Source organism: Planomicrobium soli, from assembly GCF_003014655.1.
Classification (GTDB): Bacteria; Bacillota; Bacilli; order Bacillales_A; family Planococcaceae; genus Planococcus; species Planococcus soli_B.
In genome coordinates, this window is record NZ_PYAT01000007.1 from 150,340 (window position 1) to 172,736 (window position 22,397).

The following is a 22,397-nucleotide window of genomic DNA, read 5'->3' on the forward strand; positions in this document are numbered from 1 at the left end:
GAGGAAATAATGATGGAGGTGAAGGCGAATTTGTGGGATAACAGTAACGATTCGTCAATAGAAGATGCTTTTCAGGAGCTGTTCCAACAGCATTATTCTCTTGTCGTTCGAAAAGTTCTGGTGATTGTTAAAGAACAATCCGTTGCGGAAGATATTGCACAGGAAGTATTCGTCAAGTTATACCATACCGACCGCAAGACGATCAACAATATGCCGGGTTGGCTGACGAAAGTTGCTGTTAATACCGCCTACAATCATATTCGAACTGAAAAACGCCATCATGCCCGAAAAAACAAACAACAGATGTATGAAACCAATGGAGTGGAATCGCTTGAAGACAGCTATACACAGCTTGAAGATATTCACGAAGTTCATAAAACACTGATGAAACTATCTGAAAGAGACCGGGATATCCTGATTATGAAGTATTCCGGGTTCAGCTACGAAGAAATCGCAAAAAATAAAGGGATCGAAAAACTCTCCATCGGAACCCTATTAGCCCGGGCTAAACAACGTTTTAAAAAATCTTATATGGAGGGAAGGAGAGAGCAAAGATGACTTGTCCTGATGTAGGGGTGCTTCAAGCTTATTTAGATGGGGAAGTTAGCCGCGAGCAAAAAAAACAAATTATGAAGCATTTAGAAAGTTGCCGGAAGTGCCGATCTAACATCAAAGAATTGCAAACCCTTCACTCTTTTTGTGAGAGAGCATTAGTGGTAAAAGAGGTTGACGTGAATACCGATCAAGCATGGGCAAAATTCGAAGAAAAACTTCGGCATAACGGCAATCAGAAGTTGGCAGATGAAGTAGTGAAAAATAAAAAGGGGTGGAGTACATTGAAAACGAAAACAAAACGGCTGCTCATTTCAGGAGCGGTGGCAGCTGCTATGTTCAGTTCGCTTGCGCATCCGCAAGTTCGGGTTCAAGCGAATGATTTTTTATCTTTGTTCCGTGTAAATCAGTTTGAGGTTGTAACGTTGACACCAAATGATTTGAGAGAAATCGAAAATTGGGTCGGCGAGAACAAAGACGGCAAGCTGGACCTTAAAGGAATCGGGCAGTTGGAAAAGTCCCAGGAAGCAGAAGACATAACCTACTTCAGCTCAGCTGAAGAGGCTGCGGCTGCTGGCTATGATGTGCCTCAATTTGAAGATTTTCATGTTGAGCAAGTAAGTGTAGCCCCGGCTTCTACAATGACCTTTACTTTAGATGTAGAAAAAGCAAATCAAATGTTAGCTCAATTAGGCTCCGACCAACAATTTGAAGCATCTTTAGACGGAAAGCCATTTTCCGTAACAACCTTTGAAGCCGTTCATACAGATTATGCAACAGCAGCTCAGCACGTATCCTACATGCACACAAAATCACCGGAAATCAACGTCCCTGAAGGTGTGTCGATCGAGCAGTTAAGAACCACGATGCTTTCACTTCCGTTTTTGCCGGAAAATGTGAAAACGCAGCTTGCGAGCATAGACAATATTGAATCGACTTTGCCAATTCCTTATGCTGCCACAGAAGGATCTAAGATGACTGAAGTCGAAGTAGGAAATGCTCAAGGGATTGCAGTGGAAAGTGAGGAGCATTCCTATATTGTTTGGCAGGACGATGGCAATATTCACACCATTTTTGCTGAAGGCTTCTTGACTGCAGACCAATTGCTTCAATGGAGCGAACAGGTAAATTAAATGAAAACAATAGAAAAGTTCAGGGTGTCCTAAATGCACTCTGAACTTTTCTTAATAAGTTTTGGGGAGGAACGAGATGGGCGTAATAGAGACCAATTCATTAACGAAAACGTATGATGGAAAAGGCGGCATTTCAGATGTAACGTTATCCATAGAAGAAGGAATAGTCTATGGATTTTTAGGGCCGAATGGCTCCGGAAAAAGCACGTTCGTCCGGACGCTCCTTGGCTTGTTGGTGCCGACAAGCGGAGAAGGGTTTATTCTCGGGGAACCGATCGGGACCACGAAGTCCCGGGAACAAGTTGGGTATCTTCCAGAGTTATTCCGCTATCCGAATTGGATGACAGGAAAGCAATTGTTGGAAAGCCATGCCGATCTCTGTAAAATTCCTGCCCGGCAACAAAACAAACGAATTCAAGAAGTAGTGGATCTAGTGGGAATGACCGGAAGAGAAAAAGGAAAGATCAGCGGCTTTTCAAAAGGGATGTCCCAGCGGATAGGCATTGCTTGTGCCATATTGAATGATCCAAAGGTGATTTTTCTTGATGAACCTACTTCAGCACTGGACCCCATCGGGCGCAAAGATGTCCGGGATCTTATGGCGTATCTCCGGGACCAGGGGAAGACAGTTTTTTTAAACAGCCATTTGCTTCATGAAGTAGAGTCGTTGTGCAACTATGTGTCGATTGTCCATCAAGGGGAAATGATTGCTCAAGGGCCATGGCGCGAATTGATGATGACGGAAGCACGAGTTGAAATTGTCACCGCAGGATCTATAGCGGCGCCTTTTCCGGCCTTCGTGACAAGCTATCAAAAAGGCAAAGAACAAGAAGGGCGTATGCGGTGGGTGCTCGAGCTAGAAAATGAAACGGACATACCCAAAATCCTTCATTACTTATCATCCAAACAGATTGATGTATTTGAAGTAAAACCGAACACCCCTCATCTAGAAGATGTGTTCCTGCATTGGGTAAATCAGAAAAAGGAGAGCGCCTATGTGGACAATCAGTAAACTCACTTTTAAAGAAATCATCTCCAAGCGCATTTTTTTAATTACGATCATTATGACGCTCGTTTTTCTGACGCTCTATGGAACGGCCATTTATTTTGCTGGAAGAGAAGGCGCGGAAGTGGAAGATGCCGTTCAAGGGACTGAACTTATTTTGATGCAGCAGTTTGTTTCATCCCAACTTTTGGGCGTCGGCCTATATTTTTCGTCTTTTATTACAGCTTTGCTGGCGATCATGTCCAGTGTCAGTGCCATTTCCGGAGAGGTGTCGAGCCACCAAATCGACACGTGGTTGATGCGGCCGATTTCCCGATCGCAATTTGTATTAGGGAAGTTTTTCGGACTAGCCTTGCTAATGATTGCCTATGCAGTCGCTTTGTTTTTTAGCATCATTTTTCTGCATCAAGGAATCGGAGTGGAATGGATGTCATTGGACATCGAGCCTATCCAGATGATCAAAGCTGTAAGCGTGTTTGCGATTCAGCCGTTTGTGCTGATTGCGTTCGGCATCTTGTTGAGTACACGAATGACCACGTTAAACGCAGGAATCGTTGCAATCATCTTATATGGCGCAGCTTTTATCGGGGGCTTTATCGAGCAATTTGGGGCGGTCGTTGAGAAAGCGAGCCTGGTGAATATCGGCATCATCATGAGCCTTGTTTTTCCGATCGATTCCATGTACCGGAAAATGACCGTTTTGTTATTTGATTCGGCTAACGATCCCCTGTCACTGGCGCAGGGCGGAATGTTCACCAGTGTCTCCACTCCTGGAAACATCATGGTATGGTATGCGGTATTATACGGTATAGTCGCCGTCCTTTTTTCCATCTACAGTTTCAAAAAGCGCGATGTGTGAATCAGCAGGCTAACAGCCTTTTTTCTTCTAGAAACAATTACTGCAAAATAAAGGGATTTGGGTATTTTCAATTTTTGCGTTTTCAAGAAATTTATTAGGGAAGTAGAAAAATAACAAATAATTGTGAAAGAAGGAGAGAGGCATGAATGGAAAAAAGCAATAGGCATGAAAACAGGAAAAATGAGCAGTTGGAGCAGTTTCGGACAGATGATCAAAACCAGGCACTGACGACCAATCAAGGGCTGAAAGTATCCAATGATGAATTTTCGCTGAAAGCCGGTGTTCGTGGTCCGACCTTGATGGAAGACTTTCACTTCCGTGAGAAGATGACGCATTTTGACCATGAGCGGATTCCGGAGCGGGTTGTGCATGCACGCGGTTATGCAGCCCACGGGGAATTCGAAGCTTATGGGACAGCAGAACCGTTTACAAAAGCGGGATTTCTTAAAAAAGGGACGAAAACACCGGTATTTGTCCGATTCTCTACAGTAGTGGGTTCTCGTGGTTCTGCAGAGACGGTCCGCGATACCCGAGGTTTCTCCACGAAGTTTTATACAGAAGAAGGAAATTACGACCTTGTCGCTAATAATATGCCGGTATTCTTTATCCAGGATGCCATCAAGTTCCCGGATCTTGTACATGCCATCAAACCGGAACCTCACAATGAAATGCCTCAAGCAGCCGCAGCACACAATACGTTTTGGGATTTTGTCGCACACAATACCGAATCGGCCCATCATGTTATCTGGAATATGGCAGACAGGGCGATTCCACGCAGCTTCCGTATGATGGAAGGCTTTGGCGTCCACACATTCCGTTTTATCAACGATGAAGGAAAATCACATTTTGTGAAATTTCATTGGAAGCCGAAATTGGGCGTCCATTCTTTGGTGTGGGATGAAGCACAGAAAATCTCAGGAAAAGATCCAGACTTTAACCGTAAAGATTTATGGGAATCGATTGAAGCGGGAGATTTCCCGGAATACGAATTCGGTGTACAGCTTTTGCCGGAAGAAGATGAATTCAAATTCGATTTTGATGTTTTGGATCCCACCAAACTTTGGCCTGAAGAAGACGTTCCTGTAACAATGATCGGCAAGATGACATTGAACCGAAATGTGGACAACGTTTTTGCGGAAACGGAGCAAGTGGCGTTCCACCCGGGGCATGTAGTGCCCGGAATCGATTTTACAAACGATCCGCTTCTCCAGGGGCGTTTGTTCTCCTACACAGATACTCAACTAATCCGCTTAGGTGGACCAAACTTCCATGAAATTCCGATCAACCGCCCGGTATGCCCGTTCCATAACAATCAGCGGGACGGCTATAACCGCCAGACGATCAACAAAGGCAGAGTCAGCTACCACCCTAACTCACTCGCAAACAATACCCCGGCGCCAGCAAGTCCGGCTGAAGGCGGGTATGAACATTACCAGGAAAAAGTGGAAGGCCGAAAAGTCCGTGCCCGCAGTGAAAGTTTCAATGATCACTTCTCACAGGCGAAGCTGTTTTGGAATTCGATGAGTGCTACGGAAAAACAGCATATTGTCGAAGCTTATAGCTTTGAGCTTGGGAAATGCGATATGCCGATACGCGAAATGAATATTGAAGTGCTGGCCAATGTTGACTTGGAACTTGCGCAGAAAGTTGCCGGGAATATCGGCGTAACGCCGCCTGCAGAAGGCGGATCGGACGTAACGAAATCTTCCCCTGCACTTAGCCAGGAGAATACCGTCAAGCTCCCCGATACGCGAAAAGTCGGAGTCTTGATTGATAATGGCTTTGATGGAAAAGAAATCATGCCGGTTTTGAATGAACTCGAAGCCAGTAAGATGAAGTATGAAATTATAAGTGAGACACAGGGGAAAGTCACTGGGGCAGATGGTACTGAGTTGGAAGTAACTCATACTTTCTCGACAACCGATGCGGTCCTTTACGATGCACTTTATGCAGTAGGCGGACCGGACGTGTCGAAGGCATTCGCGAAAAATGCCGCCAAATTCCTCGGAGAGGCTTTTGATCACTATAAAGCAATCGGAGCGGCGCAAGAAGGGGAGAAATGGCTTGAAGCAGCGAAAATGCTTGATCAGCCCGGCATAGTAACAACAGGCCAAACGACAGACTTCACCAAGCAATTTATCGAAGCTGTTTCAGCACACCGCCATTGGGACCGTGATGTAAGTTGAGTTCAAGATGTTTTTAAATGGATATGAAGATAAGAGAAGCTGCCTTGAATGGCATCTTCTCTTCTTTTTGTTTCAAAAGGAACAAGATTCGCTTTTGTGAGGGCTTGAAGTTCAACATCTTCAGCAGCGATTCGACCCATAAGCACTGACTTATGCTTTTTTGTTAACATGCACTTTTGAAACCGCGTTAGATAAATGGCAATCTTCATTTGAGAATGCTACGATTAATATAGGTGAAAATTCAAGTGAATAAAAATTCAGCGTTAACTTTCGAAAGGCACAAGGGCAAGGGTATAGATGTATTCCCCAATACATCCGATTTAAATAAAAACATGAAATCACTTCCATATTAACCACAACTCTATTCCTCAAACCCACTTTTTATTTGCAAACCTTTATTTTCGGATGTCAGTTAACGCGTAATTTATAATATGAAAAATTGAAATACGAAAGGATACTGCATGGAATTCGTAGGAACTACATTATTCTTGATTTCTGTAATGCTCATTATTGGCGTATTGGCTACAAAGTTTTCTTCAAAACTAGGGCTTCCTGCTCTTATTCTCTTCTTGGTTGCAGGTATGATACTCAACCGCTTTATGTATTTTGAAAATGTTCAGCTCGCCCAATTTATCGGAACATTAGCCTTGATCATCATCTTGTTTGATGGAGGAACCCAAACGAAATGGTCAAAAATGAAACCGATTCTTGGTCCTGCCAGTTCATTAGCAACGCTTGGGGTTTTACTTACAACGTTTATTACCGGTGTTGCGGCCATGTACATTCTGGACTTTTCTTTATTGGAAGGACTTCTATTAGGAGCTATTATCGGTTCTACAGATGCAGCAGCGGTTTTTTCTGTCCTGGGCAACAAAAACTTCAATAAACGATTGACCGCTACACTGGAGGCAGAGTCAGGCTCTAACGATCCGATGGCGGTATTTCTCACCGTTGCGCTTATTCAATTGATAACCATACCCGATTCATCTATATGGTTTGCTATCGGAACCTTTTTTGTGCAAATGGGTCTTGGTCTTTTAATAGGTCTTATTCTAGGCAAGCTTTCTGTATTAGTAATCAATAGCATTGAACTAGACACTTCCAGTTTATATCCCATACTTGCAATGGGGGCGGCGATTTTTACTTACGCCGTAACTGACTATTTGGGAGGAAGTGGGCTGCTTGCTGTTTACGTCATGGCCGTATTTGTCGGAAATAGTGATTTAACTCACCGCTTTTCCATACTTCGGTTTAATGAAGGATTTGCATGGATGATGCAAATCATCATGTTTACACTGCTCGGCTTACTTGTCTTTCCGGGACAGCTGATTGACGTTTTCTGGAAAGGTATATTAATTGCGGCTATTTTAATGTTTGTTGCGCGCCCTGTTGCTGTTTTTATCAGCATGCTGTTTATGAAGTATAGTTTTAACCAAAAACTATTCATTTCTTGGGCAGGACTGAAAGGTGCTGTACCGATTGTTTTGGCTACCTATCCGATTGTAGCTGGTATTGGCAGCAGTAATCTTATATTCAATACTGTTTTTTTCGTCGTGCTGATATCTGCACTTATGCAAGGAAGCACGTTGTCCTGGTTAGCTGAAAAGTTGAAGTTGACTAGTGATGGGGACGAAGAAAATTCAAGTGTCGAATTGATAAACTTAGGGGATACGGATTCTGAAATTATGAAAATAACCATCCCTAAACAATCCCCTGCAGTCAATATGTCTTTAACCGACTTGATTTTGCCTGATGATACGCTGATTATCGGAATTAGCCGGAACAAAAAGTTACTGACTCCAACGGGTGCTTCTGTTATTAAAAAAGGCGATACCTTATATGTGCTGGGAGATAAAGAAAGAAGAAAAGAAGCAAAACAATCTTTGCTGGGAACTGCGGAAAATTTGAAGAAATCGATCTGAAATTTGAGTTTTCTAAAGCAAGAAGAATGGACAGTCAGATAAGCTAAGTTGTTTTATATCATTTTGCCAGTATATGTTCCCGGCATACTAATTTATGCTAGAATGGAAATAAGGATTTTAGGCAGGCATTTTGCTTAGCGCTAAGGTCCTTATTTTTCACTCTATTCATATCAACTATATGCGCTGGAAATAAAGGATAATAAATTTCTGTGTAACAGCAAAAATTTACTATCTAATAAAAAGTAATAGGGTAAAACTTAGGTGAAAGGAATTTATAATGACTACTATTTTGTCTAAACGAAACCTGATGATCGTTTTGTGCATCATTTTTTTTGCAGTGATTTTTTTATTTGTTTTGCCCGCATCTGTACCTTTGATCCTTGCCTTCTTAACTGCACTTATGCTGGAACCAGCAGTCAGGCTTTTAAATCAGAAAAAATTCTTTCCTAGTCGCAAGTTAGCCGTTCTGACCGTTTTTATACTGTTTACTTTCATCCTCGGTTTATCTGTTTATTTCATTGTTGCTATATTGATTGGGGAAGTAGCCAGATTCATCGAGAATATTCCTTTTTATATTACGGAAATAAATAATATTTGGGTCGGGTTTGAAGCGAATCTTTTTGGTAAGGCGGAACATTTGCCTGAAGGAATCCTTGAAGAGCTATCTCTATATGTCCAGAGTTTCTTTGATACGGTAAGGTTAAAGCTGACAGAAGTGTTTGCCTTGGAAAAACTGGGTATCTATGTACGCAACATTCCTAACTATTTGGTAAGCCTGATCGTGTATCTAATTGCGCTGTTTTTATTTTTACTTGATCTTCCGCGATTGAAAGAAAAGTTCTTCAGCTTTATGACGCCTAATACAGCTCATAAATATCAGTTGATGGCCTCAAAAATGCAGCAAACGTTTGTTGGCTTTTTAAAGGCGCAATTCCATGTCAGTGTTTACATTTTTATTGTTGCCTTGATAGGGCTTCTTATCATATCTCCTCAAATAGCGGTTATGATGGCGATCATTATTTGGCTTATTGACTTGTTCCCGCTGATCGGTTCAATTATTATTCTGGCTCCGTGGTCTATCTATCATTTTCTTGTCGGAGATACGGTTCTTGGTGTACAACTGGCTATTCTCGGAGGAATCCTGTTAATAATCCGGAGAGTGCTGGAACCTAAAGTAATGAGTACCCATATCGGATTGTCTCCATTGGCTACTCTGATTGCTATGTTTCTAGGTTTGAAGCTCTTAGGATTTTTAGGAGTCATCCTAGGGCCGATTTTAGTCATTCTCTTCAACTCTTTAAAAGAAGCTGGCATTATCCGTTTAAGCTTCAAGATATAAAGTAGATTGCTTTAGAAGAATATAGATGCCGAAAAAGAAGAAACTTGCCATCAAGTTTCTTCTTTTTTTACTTTGTTAACTAATGGTATGGGGGTTCCTCAAAAAAGAACCCATTTCTGAGTCCTTTTGCGGTATCATATGATGTTATGCACCCTCTAATGAAATAGCTTAAGGGCGCTCGTATAAAACCATCCCATCGTTCGAAAGGGCAACAAGTTGGTATTCTGCCGAAATGTCTTCCATATTTGCATCAACAATATAATATACTTTTGTTCCGTAATTGGATTCGATTATATGTACTTCCTTTTCTTTGTCATTCACCACCTCAATTTTTTCTATTTCTTCATCAACAATCAAACCCCACGACAAAACTAAAAAATCATCGTCATTTATATACAAAGGCCCTGACATGCCGGCAAATCCTCCGGAAGGATCATGAATACCTAAACCACCTGTTGTGTCACTAGTTTCCCATCCGTTTTTGCCATTGACCACTAACCCCACTTCAATCAATCCTTCCGTTTCTTCCATGAATGCCAAAGCGAAATCATTATCTGTTTGAACGATTGAAAAGACATCCTGCCATTCCGTATTCTTTCTGATTGCTTCTTCTGCTGTTTTGCTATTGCTGCACCCACTTACAACGAACAAAACCATCATAAAAAACACGATCACTTTAGATTTGGTTTTCATTTTTCACGCTCCTGTTCTATTAATCGGCCAGTATCATTATTTTATTTAATACGTCGCTAAGAAGTTATAAGTTTCATTTAGTTGTAACGGCAAACAGTTTCTTTGACAAAAAGTAAAAGATTTTATATTATACGGGTATAGGGTATATGAGATCGGAGGATGGCTAATGGAAAATACAACAAAGTCAACAATACAACCTAACAAGCAGCAGCTTTTGAACCGGTTAAAGCGGATAGAGGGACAGGTGCGCGGCGTTCATCAAATGGTGGAAAACGACCGGTATTGCGTGGATATCCTGCATCAAGTAAGTGCTATCCAATCGGCAATGAACAAAGTTTCATTGGCATTGTTGGAGGACCATACGCATCATTGTGTGGCAAAAGCCATCAAGGAAAACAAAGGCGAAGAAGCGATCAATGAATTAATGGATGTTATGAAAACTATGACTAAGTAATAGATGAGATAAAATAGTTGTGATACCCTTTAGGGGTATGTTAGATTTAATCTAATCATATTCGAGGAGGCAAAACTAATGAATGAAACTGTGAAAGTACAAGGCATGTCTTGCGGCCACTGTGTAAAGGCGGTTGAAACGAGCGTTGGCGAACTGCAAGGTGTCTCTAGCGTGAAAGTGGATCTTGGCGCAGGCGAAGTGGCAGTTGAATACGACAATAGCAAGACTTCATTAGATGAGATTCAAGAAACAATTGAAGATCAAGGATATGAGGTAGTATAAGAGTGCTTTTATAGCACTCTCTACTTTTCTGTAAAATATACCCCCGGGTAGTATGTGGGAGGAGGAGAACAACATGGGTACAGAATTGAAAGAAGCAAATTTTCAAATCACGGGAATGACTTGTGCAGCATGTGCCGCACGAATCGAAAAAGGAATCAATAAAATGGAAGGCGTCGAACAAGCGAGCGTAAACCTTGCTCTTGAAAAGTCGTCTATCCAATACGATCCTACAAAAATTAACGAAGCGGATTTTGAAAAGAAAATTGAAGCACTCGGGTACGGTGTTGTAAAACAAAAAGCGGAACTTGATATTACCGGCATGACTTGTGCAGCATGTGCCACGCGCATTGAGAAGGGGTTAAACAAACTGGAAGGCGTTGCCGCGGCGAACGTCAATCTGGCTCTTGAAAAAGCGACTGTCGAATTTAATCCATCGGAAGTAGCGATTGCGGACATCGTTGCAAAAGTGGAGAAGCTTGGATATGGTGCGCATCAACAACAGGAGACGGAACAGGCAGACTACCGTGAAAAAGCCATCAAGGACCAGAAGCGGAAGTTCATCTTCTCAGCTGTTTTATCCCTTCCACTCCTGTGGACGATGATTGGCCACTTTTCCTTCACTTCTTTTCTTTACGTACCAAATATCTTGATGAACCCTTGGTTTCAGATGCTGTTGGCAACACCGGTCCAATTCATTGTCGGGAAACAGTTTTATGTCGGCGCTTATAAAGCCCTCCGCAATGGCAGCGCGAATATGGATGTGCTGGTCGCCATGGGAACATCGGCTGCCTATTTCTACAGCGTCTATCAAGCGGTTATAACGGTGGGAACTCATCATGCTCCGCACTTGTATTTTGAGACAAGCGCGGTATTGATTACCCTCATTATTTTGGGGAAATTGTTTGAAGCAAAAGCAAAAGGCCGTTCTTCTGAAGCCATTAAAAAACTTATGGGCCTTCAGGCGAAAGCAGCAGTCGTTTTACGCGATGGATCAGAAAAAGAGGTGCCGCTTGAAGAAGTCGTGATTGGCGATATCATTATGGTGAAGCCAGGCGAAAAAATTCCGGTCGATGGTGAAGTCTTGGAGGGAATCACTGCAGTTGATGAATCGATGCTGACAGGTGAGAGCTTGCCGGTGGACAAAAAAACAGGTGACGCTTTATACGGCTCAACAATTAACAGCAATGGCTTTATCCACATGAAGGCGACAAAAGTCGGACGGGATACGGCACTTGCCCGGATTATTAAAGTGGTGGAAGATGCACAAGGCACAAAAGCGCCGATTCAGCGGTTAGCCGATAAAATTTCGGGCATTTTTGTTCCGATCGTTGTCGGAATCGCTATTATTACTTTTCTGATTTGGTTTTTCTTGGTCGAACCAGGGAACTTTACTCCGGCACTTGAAGTATTGATCGCTGTATTGGTGATTGCCTGTCCATGTGCTCTCGGGCTAGCAACACCGACGTCCATTATGGCAGGATCGGGACGGTCGGCAGAAGCGGGCATTTTGTTTAAGGGCGGGGAGCACTTAGAGCAGACCCAAAGCATTGATACGGTAGTAATTGATAAAACTGGCACAATTACGCACGGAAAGCCTGAACTGACCGATGTTTTGCTGCAAGACGGACAGGACGAAACGAAATTTCTATCTCTTATAGGCGCAGCGGAAAAACAATCGGAACATCCGTTAGCCCAAGCTATCGTTCAAGGAATCCAGAAAAAAGGCATTGAACTTGGCCATGTGCAATATTTTGAAGCCATTCCGGGATTCGGGATACAAGCAACCGTTTCAGGACAGGGCGTCGTGATTGGTACACGTAAACTTATGCAGCAATATGGCATCAGTATCGAGCCGGTGCTTTCAAGAATGGAAGAATTGGAAAGCAGAGGGAAAACCACTATGCTCGCTGCCATCAATGGAGAGTATGCAGGCATGGTGGCCGTAGCGGATACCATCAAAGACACTTCCCGCGAAGCAGTGCGCCGCCTTCAGGATATGAACATCCAGGTTATTATGATGACCGGAGATAACGAACGAACTGCTCAAGCAATCGGCAAAGAAGTGGGAGTCGATGCAGTCATTGCGGAAGTTCTTCCGGAAGGCAAAGCGGAAGAAGTGAAAAAGTTGCAGCAGCAAGGCAAAAAAGTGGCGATGGTCGGAGACGGCATCAATGATGCGCCAGCACTTGCAACCGCGGATATCGGTATGGCCATCGGTACAGGCACAGATGTGGCAATGGAAGCTGCAGACATTACCTTAATCCGGGGAGATTTGAACAGTATCGCTGATGCCATCATCATGAGCCGTAAAACGATGCGCAACATCAAGCAAAACCTGTTTTGGGCATTTGCTTACAACACGCTTGGAATTCCCATTGCAGCAATTGGCTTACTTGCACCATGGCTGGCTGGTGCAGCAATGGCATTCAGCTCTGTATCCGTCGTTTTGAACGCATTGCGGCTGCAACGGGTGAAGTTAGAAAAGTAAAGCAAATGCCTTTTGTGAAATTTAATATGGTGTACACTGTTTGCTTATGGAATAAAAAAGGAAAAGAAGTGCTGTTCAATTAGCGCTTCTTTTCCTTTTTTTAATGCTAAGGTGTTTTAAAAAAGTTTCTTGCACTTGAAGAAGTTACAGATGATTTTTTGATCCCTTCTCCATCACTGCCGCCAATTCGTTGGAGATTGAGTTATTCTCATTTTGCAGATTATCAATGATGTTGCCATAATCCGTTTGATTTCGGTTCTGGCTTAATTTGTATGCCGCCTGTATTTCCCCGGCCTTAATCTTAAATCCAACAATTCCTTTCAATTCTTTCTCCAATAACGAAGGGGAGAGCTTGTCCCATAGAACAGGGGCATCTCGATGGTTCTCGTATTTTTCCAGCAATTTTGTCAGATCCTGTTTCAATTCTTCCTCATTCAAGATGCTCGCTTTTCCGTATACATGGACCGCTTGGTAGTTCCAGGTCGGAACGTTTTCCTTTTCATACCAGGAGGAGGAAATATAAGCATGAGGCCCCTGAAACATCACCAATACTTCTTCTGCAGCTTCGAATGTCCGCCACTGGGAATTTCCATAAGCCATATGCCCGGTGATATAGAATGCCTCATCTTCTTTAACCAACTGCAAAGGCAGATGGGTCGCTATTGGTCTTCCGTTTTTTGTAGTAACAAGCGTTCCGAATGAATGCGCTTGGATGAATTTGTAAACTTCCTGAATATCGGTGACCTTAAAGTGTTTTGGGATGTACATAGCAATCCGCCTTTCGCAATATAAAATTAAAGTGTTTTAGTCATGAGCAAATCCACTTGTTCGTCATCACCCATATAAAAAGAGTGAGAACCTGTTTGGACAAATCCTTTTTTCTGATAAAATGCAATGGCATTTTCATTTTTCTCCCAAACTCCAAGCCAAATCCTCTTTTTTTCCTGCTCCTTTGCCAATTCCACCGCTTTAGCCAACAGCACTTTTCCAAACCCGTTTTTGTGGAATTTTTTCTTCACATAGATCCGCTCGACTTCCAAGGAATCATCGCCCATCGCTTCCGATTGTGCGGCACCGGTATTAATCTTTAAGTATCCGGCAAGCTCTTGCTCCGAATAAATAAAGAAGAATTGCGAAGAAGGATTAGCCAATTCCTGTTCCAACTGCTCCAATTTGTATGCCTTATCCAAGTAGGCATTCAAGTGTTCAAGTGAATTTTGCTCTTTGAAAGTCTCAGTGAATGTTTCAATACTGATTTCTTGAAGTGCCCGTAAATCTCTAAGCGTGCATTTCTTCATCATCATTTCAGCAGATAGCTCCTTTAGCCTTTTAATAAGTTCTCTTATTTCCTTTTTTAACGAGTTCCCAATCCTTTTCGACATTTTTCCGGATTCGTTGCAAAAGGCTGAAAGCCGTTTCCGCTTCTTTTTCGGAAAATCCATCCAGTGCTATAAGGTTGGAGTGATCATTTTCTCTAATGATGAAAGGATAGACCGCTTTTCCTTTCTCCGTCGGAAAAAGTTTTTTGATTTTTTTATTGTTTAGATCTTCTTTCTTTTCAACAAAGCCGTTTGTTTCAAGCTTTTGGATAGCACGGGTTGCAGTGGACCGGTCCACTTTGATCAACTCCAGTAACTGCTCTTGGATGATTCCCGGGTTTTCACATATTCGCACTAGGTACAAATATTGCCCTTTGGTAAGATCGAATTCTTTGAATTCGATGTTGCTGATTGAATCAAGCGCCCTGGCGATCATGCCAATTTCACGCAGAATTTCTTTCATAGTGCACTCCTCCTGGTATTATTCAGTTGCATATACAGTAAAAATATATATTGAATATACTATGTAATTGTTGCATATGCAATAAAATTTGAGCATGAAGTTTCCTTTTCATGTAATAGGGTTACCGCCTCCTGATTACTACAGTGACTTAGATAAACACATCCTTCAGTCCCAAGAACAAAAAAGAAAGGCAAAGAAGATGTTTGTCTTAACATTTTCTCTGCCTCTTATTTATATATGGTCGCTTATACATAAAGTGCCACTAACACTTAAATAATGACCACCTGATTTTTCCCCATGTCTTTTGCTAAATACAATGCTTTGTCAACCCATTTTGCCATCGACTCAAGGGGAAAGTCGTCTTTGAAACTTTTACCTCCAATCGACACGGTAATGTCAATCGGACGGTTCTGTTCCCGAATTTCCAATTTCTTAATACATAGACTTAATCTGTTAGCTATAGGTTCTAATTGTGCTTTGTCGGTATTGGGCAATAGTATGGCAAACTCGTCTCCGCCAATACGTGCTGCAATATCAGATGATCTGGTTACTTTAGTAATTTGAAGAGCAAGTTCTTTCAGTACACGATCACCTGCAGGGTGACCATACGCATCATTAATATCTTTGAAATTATCAGTGTCGATGTATAACAGAGACAGGCAGGTTCCTTGTTGAACGGCGTAGCTTACTTCTTTCCTAAGTTGCTTTTCAAAATAGCGCCGGTTAAACAAAGAAGTTAAAGAATCCTTTTCTGCATATTCTTTCAGTTGGAGTTCTAGAAGCTTTTGTTTAGTAATATCTACATGGCGAATGACCACGCCTTCAATCTTACCTTCATTTGGTTGAAAAGGGGTAGCTTGCATCAAAAACCACCTTTTTATGAAAGGGGAATGACAAGGATATTCAAAGTTGAAACAGTCCGCATCTCCACTCAGGATAGACTGTAAACCCTGATATAACTCTGGTTCTGCCTTGCACTGTTGAAGGTAATTGCTGCCGGTGCTAAGTTCGGATAAAGCTCCGCCATTGCTTATTGCGAATCGTTTCCATTCTTCGTTTACAAAACAAATGATTCCATTTGCATCGATTAAACAGATTTGGTCTTTTAAAGAATTTAGAACAGACTCACTTATTCCCGGATCCGTTAATAAAAAGGTATTTAAATGTGCTTTCATTGCCATCATCATCTTTCTATAGGAGACGTGAGTTTATGTTGAATTCTTCAATTTAACTGCTTATGATAAGATAGTTCTAAATATTTTCTGTCAAAATCTTCTGGCGACATCGGTTTTTCATATAAATAGCCTTGATGGATTACGCAGCCGCTAGTTTCTAAAAAAGCGGCCTCATTTTCCAACTCGACTCCTTCTGCCACCAATTCACAGTCAATGCTTTTAACAAATTGGATAAGTGACTTAAGAACAGCTTCAGATTTACGATCAAAGCCGATTTTGGTAATGAATGATTTATCTAATTTAATTTTGTCGATTGGAAAATCCATTAAGTACGCCAACATGGAGAAACCTGTACCAAAATCATCCAAAGCAATGGAGATTCCTTTCGATCTGCAGGCCACTAAATTTTTTAGTGTTGCTTCGGAGCAAGTAAGTTCTACGCTTTCCGTAATTTCAATTTCAATCCAATCTGGTGAAATCTGGAATTTTTCCATAAGGTGAAATAAATCTTCAAAAAATGCTGTGCTTGTGAGTAGAGAAGGCGTCACGTTGATAGCAGTCTTTGGAAACTTACTGCATTTTTTTTTGTTCATTTTGATAAAAGAAAATACTTCTTTTAATAAGTAGCTCGTCAAGTTTGATATTGTGCCAGTTTCTTCGGCTACGGCAATGAATTCTAAAGGAGAAATTGGTCCCAGCTCAGGATGTTGCCAGCGGGCTAGCACTTCAATGCCACTCAGCTCTCCGGTTATGCAATTGAGTTGAGGTTGAATAGCAAAGTATAATCCAAGCTCCTTAAGATTTCCCGCCAAGCTTTTTTCAATCATCAGTCGTCGTGCCAAATTTGCTCCCATTCCAGAGTGGAAGAGAGAGTAAGAAGAGCCTCTTTGTTTTTTAGCTTCCCGCATTGCAGTCTCTGCATAGGCGATCAATTCTTCAACACTGTATGAATCTTGAGGATAAGAAGAGACTCCGATGCTAGCATTTACTGTAAGCGACTGGGAATCGTTTATAAGAATGGATTGAGCAAAAATTTCCCTAACTTTACTCGGGAAGTCTTCAATCTTTTCATTCTCTTGATGCAAATGAAGAAGAATCAGTTCATCACCGTCTAATCTTCCCATTATTTCATGAGGACCAAGCAGTTTTTCTAAATTTCTCGCTATGCTTTTAATGACTTTATCGCCTATTTTGTGATTATAGAGAGTATTTATGTGTTTGAAATTGTCTAAATTGATATAAAGCAATGAAAAAGGGATTTCTTCCTGCAGAATCAATTCAATTTTCTCTTCAAATTTTAACCGGTTCGGCCAACCGGTCAAATAATCAATGTAAGCATATTCCGATGTTTCTTTTTTTGCTAGTTGGTTATCACTGATTTTTTGATAATAAACAGCCAGCCCACCATGTTTCATCGGCTCCACTTTTACCGTGAACCACGCATCGAGGGGACCGTAGTATTCTTCGAATTGGAGCGGAATCTGTTCCTGGATAGCCCGGTTATAATTTGCATAGAAAGCTGTTCCCACCAGTCGCGGAAACAATGTCCAGATATTGCTGCCGACCAACTCTTCTTTTCTCATATCAAGTATGGACTCGGTTTTTGTATTCAGATAATAGAAATTCATATTCTCATCGAGAAGATAAAAGGCATCTGTCATACTTTCAAGAACCAAGTCTGTGTTCATTGATTCAGCTAGCAAGCGATTTAAGGGTTGTGTGTATAGGATTCCACCAATCTCCCCATTGCTTAATGGAAATTGACGATACTTTACAGAGAAATGTTCTGTTGTCTCAGCAAATTGGAAAGAAGTAAGATGAACCTGCTCGACAACAATTCCACTCAAAATATCTTTAGTGTGATGCAATTCACTGATTCTTCCATTTTTTTCTAATCCATGGAGGTAGTTTTCTCCAGTCTTCCATAAAACATCTGATAATTGCCGGTCATGGCAATAATTTTTCCAATTTTGATTGGCATGGACAATGACTCCATTTGTATTCAGAAGAACAACAAAATCTTCTCGCATGTCGATTAATTCCTGTATTTGTTGTTCTAAGATTTCCATACTAGTCACTCCCACAATTCATTTTGTATCTTATTTGAAAAGTTGGTTTTTCTTACTTGTTTGTTTTTAAAAACCTTAAGTAGTCATGAGAATCGTATTGCTTTGCCTTCATGGATACTACCAAACGCATTTGTATTCTTGAGCAGAAAAGACGTCAACATCTAGAGTTTTTAAGAGGTCACAAACATAATAAAAAGCTTGTAGATTTTTAATCATCAATCCTTTTTCTTTATGTTCATCAAGATAAAGAATTGTTTCTTTTCTATAAGTAAGTGAACGTGCGACAGTATAAAAAGGAGTATTTTGGCTTCTTATATTTGTTCGATCAGAGATCGTAAATTTTGACAGCTGGAAAATATCCGTTACCATATAATCGCCTTCCCAGGAACAAATAAGTACCATGTCATATTGTTTAAGAATATTTAGAGTTTCCTCTTTTGTTATTAACATTTTTTCAATAGTTTTGCCTACATATTCTTTTATTTCATTCAACTCTGAATCATTTAAGGACAAATTTCTTTTAAATAAAAACATATAAGGCACCCCCATTAATAAACTGGCAAAACCATTAGATGCAGAAATAAGTATTGAAAATACCTAAAATGATTAAAAGTAAAAAGACCTATTTATTTCTCAATTGACAATTATTATACATATAATTTCATGAAAATAAAAAATTATTTATTTCTTATAAAAAATAATGTTTTTTGCTTAATGATTAGGTTAAGTGTATGGATTTTAATATTTTAAAATACATTATAAGGAAAAATAATTTAAATACTAGACTAAAAAAATAGATATAAATGCTTAATTAAAAAATTTATTAGATGAATTATATAATCTATAATTTAAACTTAAAATAGGTAAAAATATCTAAAGTTTTGGAGTTGACTTTGAAATGTTCTAACCTCTGATAAGTAACGTAGTTTTTTTGAATCATTTAGAGATGAACTGCTGAGTAATGAATAGTCAGCAGCCATAAGTGGCGTTTTAAAAGATGGTATTCGAAAAACTCGAAAATAATGGTTGCACCGTGCTAATAATCTCTAAACTGATAATATATGCACAAAAAACCGGCGACCAAATAAAACTGGTCGCCGGTTTCTGCTATTATTTAATGCGAAGTTCTGTCGATTTGTCGAAGAAGTGAGCTTTGCTCATGTCGAATGCCAAGTCGAGCGACTGGCCAGCTTCTACGTTGAAGCGTGAATCGACGCGTGCCACGAAATCTTGGCTTGCAACTTGAGAATAAAGGATGATTTCCGCACCCATCAACTCAGCAACTTCGATTTTCGCACGGAATTTTGTTTCCGGTGAAACATCAAGGAAAACAGGCTCATCGTGAATATCCTCAGGACGTACACCAAGAACGATTTCCTTGCCTTCGAAGCCTTGGTCGCGCAAAGTTTGCACTCGGCCTTGTGGTACAAGAATTTTCTGATCGCCCATCACAAAATAGTTGCCTTCAAGTTTCCCGAAGAAGAAGTTCATCGCCGGTGAACCGATAAAGCTGGCTACGAACATGTTGTCCGGAAGATCGTAAACTTCTTTCGGTGTTCCTACTTGCTGGATAAAACCGGCTTTCATAACAACAAGGCGTGTAGCCATTGTCATCGCTTCTGTTTGGTCATGCGTTACATAGACAGTAGTCGTCTGCAGACGCTGGTGAAGCTTTTGGATTTCTGCGCGCATTTGGACACGCAGTTTCGCATCCAAGTTGGAAAGCGGCTCATCCATCAGGAACACTTCAGCGTCGCGTACAATAGCACGGCCTAAAGCTACACGCTGGCGCTGACCGCCAGATAATGCCTTTGGTTTGCGGAATAAGTATTCTTCGAGATTCAGGATGCGCGCCGCGTTGTCGACACGTTTTTTGATTTCATCTTTTTTCATCTTGCGCAATTTCAAGGAGAACGCCATGTTGTCATAAACATTCATGTGCGGATATAAAGCGTAGTTCTGGAAGACCATAGCGATGTCGCGGTCTTTAGGCGATACATCATTTACGCGTTTTTCGCCGATAAACAAATCGCCGTCTGTAATGTCTTCAAGCCCTGCAATCATACGAAGTGTTGTTGATTTCCCGCAGCCGGATGGGCCAACGAGAACAAGGAATTCCTTATCGCGGATCTCCAAGTTGAAGTCTTGCACCGATACTACACCTTTATCGTACTCTTTACGGATATTCACTAAATTTAATCCAGCCATTCATATTCCCCTCCATTTATGTAAGTGCTTTCAATAACTGATTCTAGCATACAATTTTCCGACAATTAAAGTAATGGTAAACATGCACAAAGATTCGGGAGTCCTTGGTGCATGTTTACGAAAAGAAGAGAGAGGAGAATTATTCTTTAGCAAGCATCGCCAGATAGACCGGCATTGCCTGATGAAATTGGCGTATGTCGATGCCGGTTTTTTCAAAAAACCGATCCAGCCGGTATTGAAGGCTATTGCGGTGCAAGTGCAATTCCTTGGCGGTCTCTGAAATGTTCAGATTGCTATGGACGAACGTTTCCAGCATCTTCAGCGTGTCCTCATCATCGATAAACTCCTGCAGCACATTTCTGCTGAGCTCATTGCGGAAAGCCGGATCGATTTGATCGATCAGCAAATAAGGCACAGCATCGATATAGGTAATAACGGTCTTGTCCGAATAGGCGAACACTTTTTTGGCGTCGCGTATAACGGAACGGTAATACGGCTGTATAGAGTCGAAGCTTTTTTGGAAAGGGCCGACGAAAAAAGTGATTTTTACATAAAGATCGCTCATTAAGACATCAATCATCTGTTCATAGGAAGGGTTATCTTCACTGGCATTCTGCTCTTCAATGATGAGGCCTTCAAACTCGTTTTCCCAAAGTATCGGAACTGGGTGCTCAAAAAGTTCCTGAATGGCTTCGTGGAAAAAAACTGGGGTAATCTGGTTTTTATTGATCGAGAAGTAGATAAAGCGATATGGATTGGCTAAAGGAAATGTAAAAGGGGGGTGCCCTTCTATATGGGTCACCGCTTTTTTCCATCTTAACTCGTCATTCGTCATGGGAGGGAATGCTACATTGTAAGGCGTTAAAAAAGCAGCGAGCAACGCTTGGTCTTTATCGGACAGTTCTTTTTGATGAATACCGATGATGCTGTTGTCTTCGGTCATAAACCATTTGTAGCGAACGTCCAGGCTGCCTTTTTCAGTTGTGTATACAAGAAGGGAGGGGTAAATTTTGCGCAATTGCCCGATCATTAAATCACTTCTTTCTTAAATGGTGCTTCTAACAAACCATTTTCCCATAGTGGAAACAGCCCCGTCTATTGATAATGCGACAAAAGGGCAGAAAAAATGGATTGCCGTTCAGGCAACCCTTTTTCTGCAGCACTATTCATCTTTTTTTAACGCGCTTGCGGTGCAGCTTCGCCTAATTTTTCCGTACAGGAGTCGGAGCGGTAAGCAGGGAAAAATTCTTCATCCTTTTCGACGCCTGCTTTCTTGCAAAGTTCCGAATAGATTGCTTCGTTCCACACTTTTCGGCCAATATAGAATTCAAATTCGGTATTTTGCCCGAATTTCTTCTTGAACAGATACAGCGAATCGTCCGGATTGTTTGTTGTACCCCCGCCCGCATGGACAAGGGCTGCCCCGTTTTGCTTGCCCCACTCGGCAATGGCATAAGTCATGACGTAAACAGGGGACAGGTGGTGAAACTCGGCAAGTGTTCCCGATAAATGGGTATGAATCAGATCGTTATAATGAAAATGCAATTCCGCTCCAATGGTCTGATTTTCATAAACAGCTTCAACAAGCACGATATGCTCACCAAAATATTCGAGGCAGCGGGAAAAATAGCTGTCATCGAAATAATAATAAGAATTCGCCCCTATGCGCTCCATATTGGCATGGTAGAGCTCTTTAAATTTGTGCAGATTATCCGGATTTCTTGTCACGCGGAATTCAACGCCTTCCCGCAGCGCCTTTCGGATGCTTTTTCGGGTGGATTTGGAAAACTCCGATTGAACCGGATCATCGTAATCTTTAAGGTTGGTGCCGACGGTATTGCGCATATACCTTACATCATAGAAGCTTTTAAAATCCTCTGCATTCTTAAGAAGCGGGTGAAAACGGATAAATTCCCCGACAATCCGGTGCTCCTGGCAATACTCGCCAAAAGCTTTGTGGAATTCTTCGATGAGTTGCGGTTTGCTGCCGGTTTCGCAACCGGTTATAAGAGGACCGCCGTAACCGTATGGCGTGACAATATCATAATAGGTTTCACCGTGGACTGCGAATGGAATCTTGCGTTTGATGAAAAGGTGTCTGACAGTACCCAGCGGATGGCTGAATTCAAAAACTTCGCATGTGCCATTTTCAAGTTTCTCATATAGTTTGCCGTATTTTTCCTCAAAAAAGATATCTATCATTTTAAAACCTCATTTCCTGGTTGTCCTATTGCCCGCATAGTCTGATG

The 22,397-nt window shown here is 41.4% G+C and carries 20 protein-coding genes; 10 read left to right on the top strand and 10 right to left on the bottom strand.

The annotated features are described in order from the left end of the window. Positions 1 to 9: 9 nt before the first annotated feature. The 7 genes from B0H99_RS10815 to ytvI all read left to right on the top strand — a co-directional run bounded on the left by B0H99_RS10815 (position 10) and on the right by ytvI (position 8,997). Complete coding sequence (locus B0H99_RS10815) at positions 10 to 558, top strand: RNA polymerase sigma factor SigX (protein WP_245894501.1); 549 nt, start codon at positions 10 to 12, stop codon at positions 556 to 558. Next, positions 555 to 1,685 carry a zf-HC2 domain-containing protein gene (locus B0H99_RS10820; protein ID WP_106533776.1) on the top strand — a complete coding sequence of 377 codons (1,131 nt, stop codon included), beginning with the start codon at positions 555 to 557 and terminating at the stop codon, positions 1,683 to 1,685. The genes B0H99_RS10815 and B0H99_RS10820 overlap by 4 nt, the downstream gene beginning before the upstream one ends. Positions 1,686 to 1,761: 76 nt before the next feature. Continuing rightward, positions 1,762 to 2,697, top strand: a complete 936-nt coding sequence (locus tag B0H99_RS10825) for an ABC transporter ATP-binding protein (protein ID WP_106533679.1) — start codon at positions 1,762 to 1,764, stop codon at positions 2,695 to 2,697. Beyond that, a complete protein-coding gene (locus B0H99_RS10830; protein WP_106533680.1) occupies positions 2,681 to 3,550 on the top strand; it encodes an ABC transporter permease subunit in 870 nt (289 codons plus the stop codon). Before B0H99_RS10825 ends, B0H99_RS10830 begins: the two co-directional genes overlap by 17 nt. Positions 3,551 to 3,696: 146 nt before the next feature. Continuing rightward, on the top strand, positions 3,697 to 5,736 hold the full coding sequence (locus B0H99_RS10835) for a catalase (RefSeq protein WP_106533681.1): 2,040 nt from the start codon (positions 3,697 to 3,699) through the stop codon (positions 5,734 to 5,736). Between the two features lie 461 nt (positions 5,737 to 6,197). Further along, entirely contained in the window at positions 6,198 to 7,658 is a 1,461-nt protein-coding gene (locus tag B0H99_RS10840; RefSeq protein ID WP_106533682.1) for a potassium/proton antiporter, read from the top strand. Positions 7,659 to 7,935: 277 nt separating this feature from the next. Beyond that, positions 7,936 to 8,997, top strand: a complete 1,062-nt coding sequence (gene ytvI / locus B0H99_RS10845; RefSeq protein ID WP_106533683.1) for a sporulation integral membrane protein YtvI — start codon at positions 7,936 to 7,938, stop codon at positions 8,995 to 8,997. A gap of 168 nt (positions 8,998 to 9,165) precedes the next feature. Here the strand turns inward: ytvI and B0H99_RS10850 are convergent, their stop codons facing one another. After that, positions 9,166 to 9,690, bottom strand: a complete 525-nt coding sequence (locus B0H99_RS10850; RefSeq protein WP_106533684.1) for a hypothetical protein — start codon at positions 9,688 to 9,690, stop codon at positions 9,166 to 9,168. 166 nt (positions 9,691 to 9,856) lie between these two features. Between B0H99_RS10850 and B0H99_RS10855 the strand changes: the two genes are divergently transcribed. The 3 genes from B0H99_RS10855 (at position 9,857) to B0H99_RS10865 (ending at position 12,914) form a co-directional block, all read left to right on the top strand. Next, positions 9,857 to 10,144 (top strand): metal-sensitive transcriptional regulator, encoded by a 288-nt coding sequence (locus B0H99_RS10855; protein WP_106533685.1) that lies wholly within the window; start codon positions 9,857 to 9,859, stop codon positions 10,142 to 10,144. 78 nt (positions 10,145 to 10,222) lie between these two features. Beyond that, a complete protein-coding gene (gene copZ, locus B0H99_RS10860) occupies positions 10,223 to 10,426 on the top strand; it encodes a copper chaperone CopZ (RefSeq protein ID WP_106533686.1) in 204 nt (67 codons plus the stop codon). Positions 10,427 to 10,499: 73 nt separating this feature from the next. Further along, positions 10,500 to 12,914, top strand: coding sequence for a heavy metal translocating P-type ATPase (locus tag B0H99_RS10865; protein ID WP_106533687.1), 2,415 nt, complete (start codon positions 10,500 to 10,502; stop codon positions 12,912 to 12,914). Between the two features lie 144 nt (positions 12,915 to 13,058). On the opposite strand, the gene B0H99_RS10870 is transcribed toward B0H99_RS10865, so the two are convergent. From B0H99_RS10870 to B0H99_RS10910, 9 genes are all read right to left on the bottom strand, one after another. Further along, positions 13,059 to 13,682 (bottom strand): FMN-binding negative transcriptional regulator, encoded by a 624-nt coding sequence (locus B0H99_RS10870; protein ID WP_106533688.1) that lies wholly within the window; start codon positions 13,680 to 13,682, stop codon positions 13,059 to 13,061. A 26-nt stretch (positions 13,683 to 13,708) separates the two neighbouring features. Next, the gene (gene paiA, locus B0H99_RS10875) at positions 13,709 to 14,218 is read right to left on the bottom strand and encodes a spermidine/spermine N(1)-acetyltransferase (protein ID WP_106533689.1); all 510 of its coding nucleotides are present in this window, start codon (positions 14,216 to 14,218) and stop codon (positions 13,709 to 13,711) included. Positions 14,219 to 14,243: 25 nt separating this feature from the next. Next, positions 14,244 to 14,696 (bottom strand): MarR family winged helix-turn-helix transcriptional regulator, encoded by a 453-nt coding sequence (locus B0H99_RS10880; RefSeq protein WP_106533690.1) that lies wholly within the window; start codon positions 14,694 to 14,696, stop codon positions 14,244 to 14,246. A 269-nt stretch (positions 14,697 to 14,965) separates the two neighbouring features. Beyond that, the gene (locus B0H99_RS10885; protein WP_106533777.1) at positions 14,966 to 15,871 is read right to left on the bottom strand and encodes a sensor domain-containing diguanylate cyclase; all 906 of its coding nucleotides are present in this window, start codon (positions 15,869 to 15,871) and stop codon (positions 14,966 to 14,968) included. A gap of 47 nt (positions 15,872 to 15,918) precedes the next feature. Further along, positions 15,919 to 17,940, bottom strand: coding sequence for a sensor domain-containing protein (locus B0H99_RS10890; protein WP_106533691.1), 2,022 nt, complete (start codon positions 17,938 to 17,940; stop codon positions 15,919 to 15,921). Positions 17,941 to 18,057: 117 nt separating this feature from the next. Then, complete coding sequence (locus B0H99_RS10895) at positions 18,058 to 18,474, bottom strand: hypothetical protein (RefSeq protein ID WP_106533692.1); 417 nt, start codon at positions 18,472 to 18,474, stop codon at positions 18,058 to 18,060. A gap of 576 nt (positions 18,475 to 19,050) precedes the next feature. Beyond that, the gene (locus tag B0H99_RS10900) at positions 19,051 to 20,148 is read right to left on the bottom strand and encodes an ABC transporter ATP-binding protein (RefSeq protein WP_106533693.1); all 1,098 of its coding nucleotides are present in this window, start codon (positions 20,146 to 20,148) and stop codon (positions 19,051 to 19,053) included. 139 nt (positions 20,149 to 20,287) lie between these two features. Then, the gene (locus B0H99_RS10905) at positions 20,288 to 21,178 is read right to left on the bottom strand and encodes a PucR family transcriptional regulator (RefSeq protein ID WP_106533694.1); all 891 of its coding nucleotides are present in this window, start codon (positions 21,176 to 21,178) and stop codon (positions 20,288 to 20,290) included. Between the two features lie 146 nt (positions 21,179 to 21,324). After that, positions 21,325 to 22,350: a GNAT family N-acetyltransferase gene (locus B0H99_RS10910; protein WP_106533695.1), complete on the bottom strand. Its 1,026-nt coding sequence runs from the start codon at positions 22,348 to 22,350 to the stop codon at positions 21,325 to 21,327. Positions 22,351 to 22,397 lie beyond the last annotated feature (47 nt).

Coding starts and splice junctions, on each gene's coding strand:
- B0H99_RS10865 (WP_106533687.1), top strand. CDS start 10,500: ATGGGTACAGAATTGAAAGAAGCAAATTTTCAAATCACGGGAATGACT.
- paiA (WP_106533689.1), bottom strand. CDS start 14,218: ATGATGATGAAGAAATGCACGCTTAGAGATTTACGGGCACTTCAAGAA.
- B0H99_RS10905 (WP_106533694.1), bottom strand. CDS start 21,178: ATGATCGGGCAATTGCGCAAAATTTACCCCTCCCTTCTTGTATACACA.
- B0H99_RS10830 (WP_106533680.1), top strand. CDS start 2,681: ATGTGGACAATCAGTAAACTCACTTTTAAAGAAATCATCTCCAAGCGC.
- B0H99_RS10840 (WP_106533682.1), top strand. CDS start 6,198: ATGGAATTCGTAGGAACTACATTATTCTTGATTTCTGTAATGCTCATT.
- B0H99_RS10820 (WP_106533776.1), top strand. CDS start 555: ATGACTTGTCCTGATGTAGGGGTGCTTCAAGCTTATTTAGATGGGGAA.
- B0H99_RS10890 (WP_106533691.1), bottom strand. CDS start 17,940: ATGGAAATCTTAGAACAACAAATACAGGAATTAATCGACATGCGAGAA.
- copZ (WP_106533686.1), top strand. CDS start 10,223: ATGAATGAAACTGTGAAAGTACAAGGCATGTCTTGCGGCCACTGTGTA.
- B0H99_RS10825 (WP_106533679.1), top strand. CDS start 1,762: ATGGGCGTAATAGAGACCAATTCATTAACGAAAACGTATGATGGAAAA.
- B0H99_RS10880 (WP_106533690.1), bottom strand. CDS start 14,696: ATGAAAGAAATTCTGCGTGAAATTGGCATGATCGCCAGGGCGCTTGAT.
- B0H99_RS10910 (WP_106533695.1), bottom strand. CDS start 22,350: ATGATAGATATCTTTTTTGAGGAAAAATACGGCAAACTATATGAGAAA.
- ytvI (WP_106533683.1), top strand. CDS start 7,936: ATGACTACTATTTTGTCTAAACGAAACCTGATGATCGTTTTGTGCATC.
- B0H99_RS10835 (WP_106533681.1), top strand. CDS start 3,697: ATGGAAAAAAGCAATAGGCATGAAAACAGGAAAAATGAGCAGTTGGAG.
- B0H99_RS10850 (WP_106533684.1), bottom strand. CDS start 9,690: ATGAAAACCAAATCTAAAGTGATCGTGTTTTTTATGATGGTTTTGTTC.
- B0H99_RS10870 (WP_106533688.1), bottom strand. CDS start 13,682: ATGTACATCCCAAAACACTTTAAGGTCACCGATATTCAGGAAGTTTAC.
- B0H99_RS10885 (WP_106533777.1), bottom strand. CDS start 15,871: ATGAAAGCACATTTAAATACCTTTTTATTAACGGATCCGGGAATAAGT.
- B0H99_RS10815 (WP_245894501.1), top strand. CDS start 10: ATGATGGAGGTGAAGGCGAATTTGTGGGATAACAGTAACGATTCGTCA.
- B0H99_RS10900 (WP_106533693.1), bottom strand. CDS start 20,148: ATGGCTGGATTAAATTTAGTGAATATCCGTAAAGAGTACGATAAAGGT.
- B0H99_RS10895 (WP_106533692.1), bottom strand. CDS start 18,474: ATGTTTTTATTTAAAAGAAATTTGTCCTTAAATGATTCAGAGTTGAAT.
- B0H99_RS10855 (WP_106533685.1), top strand. CDS start 9,857: ATGGAAAATACAACAAAGTCAACAATACAACCTAACAAGCAGCAGCTT.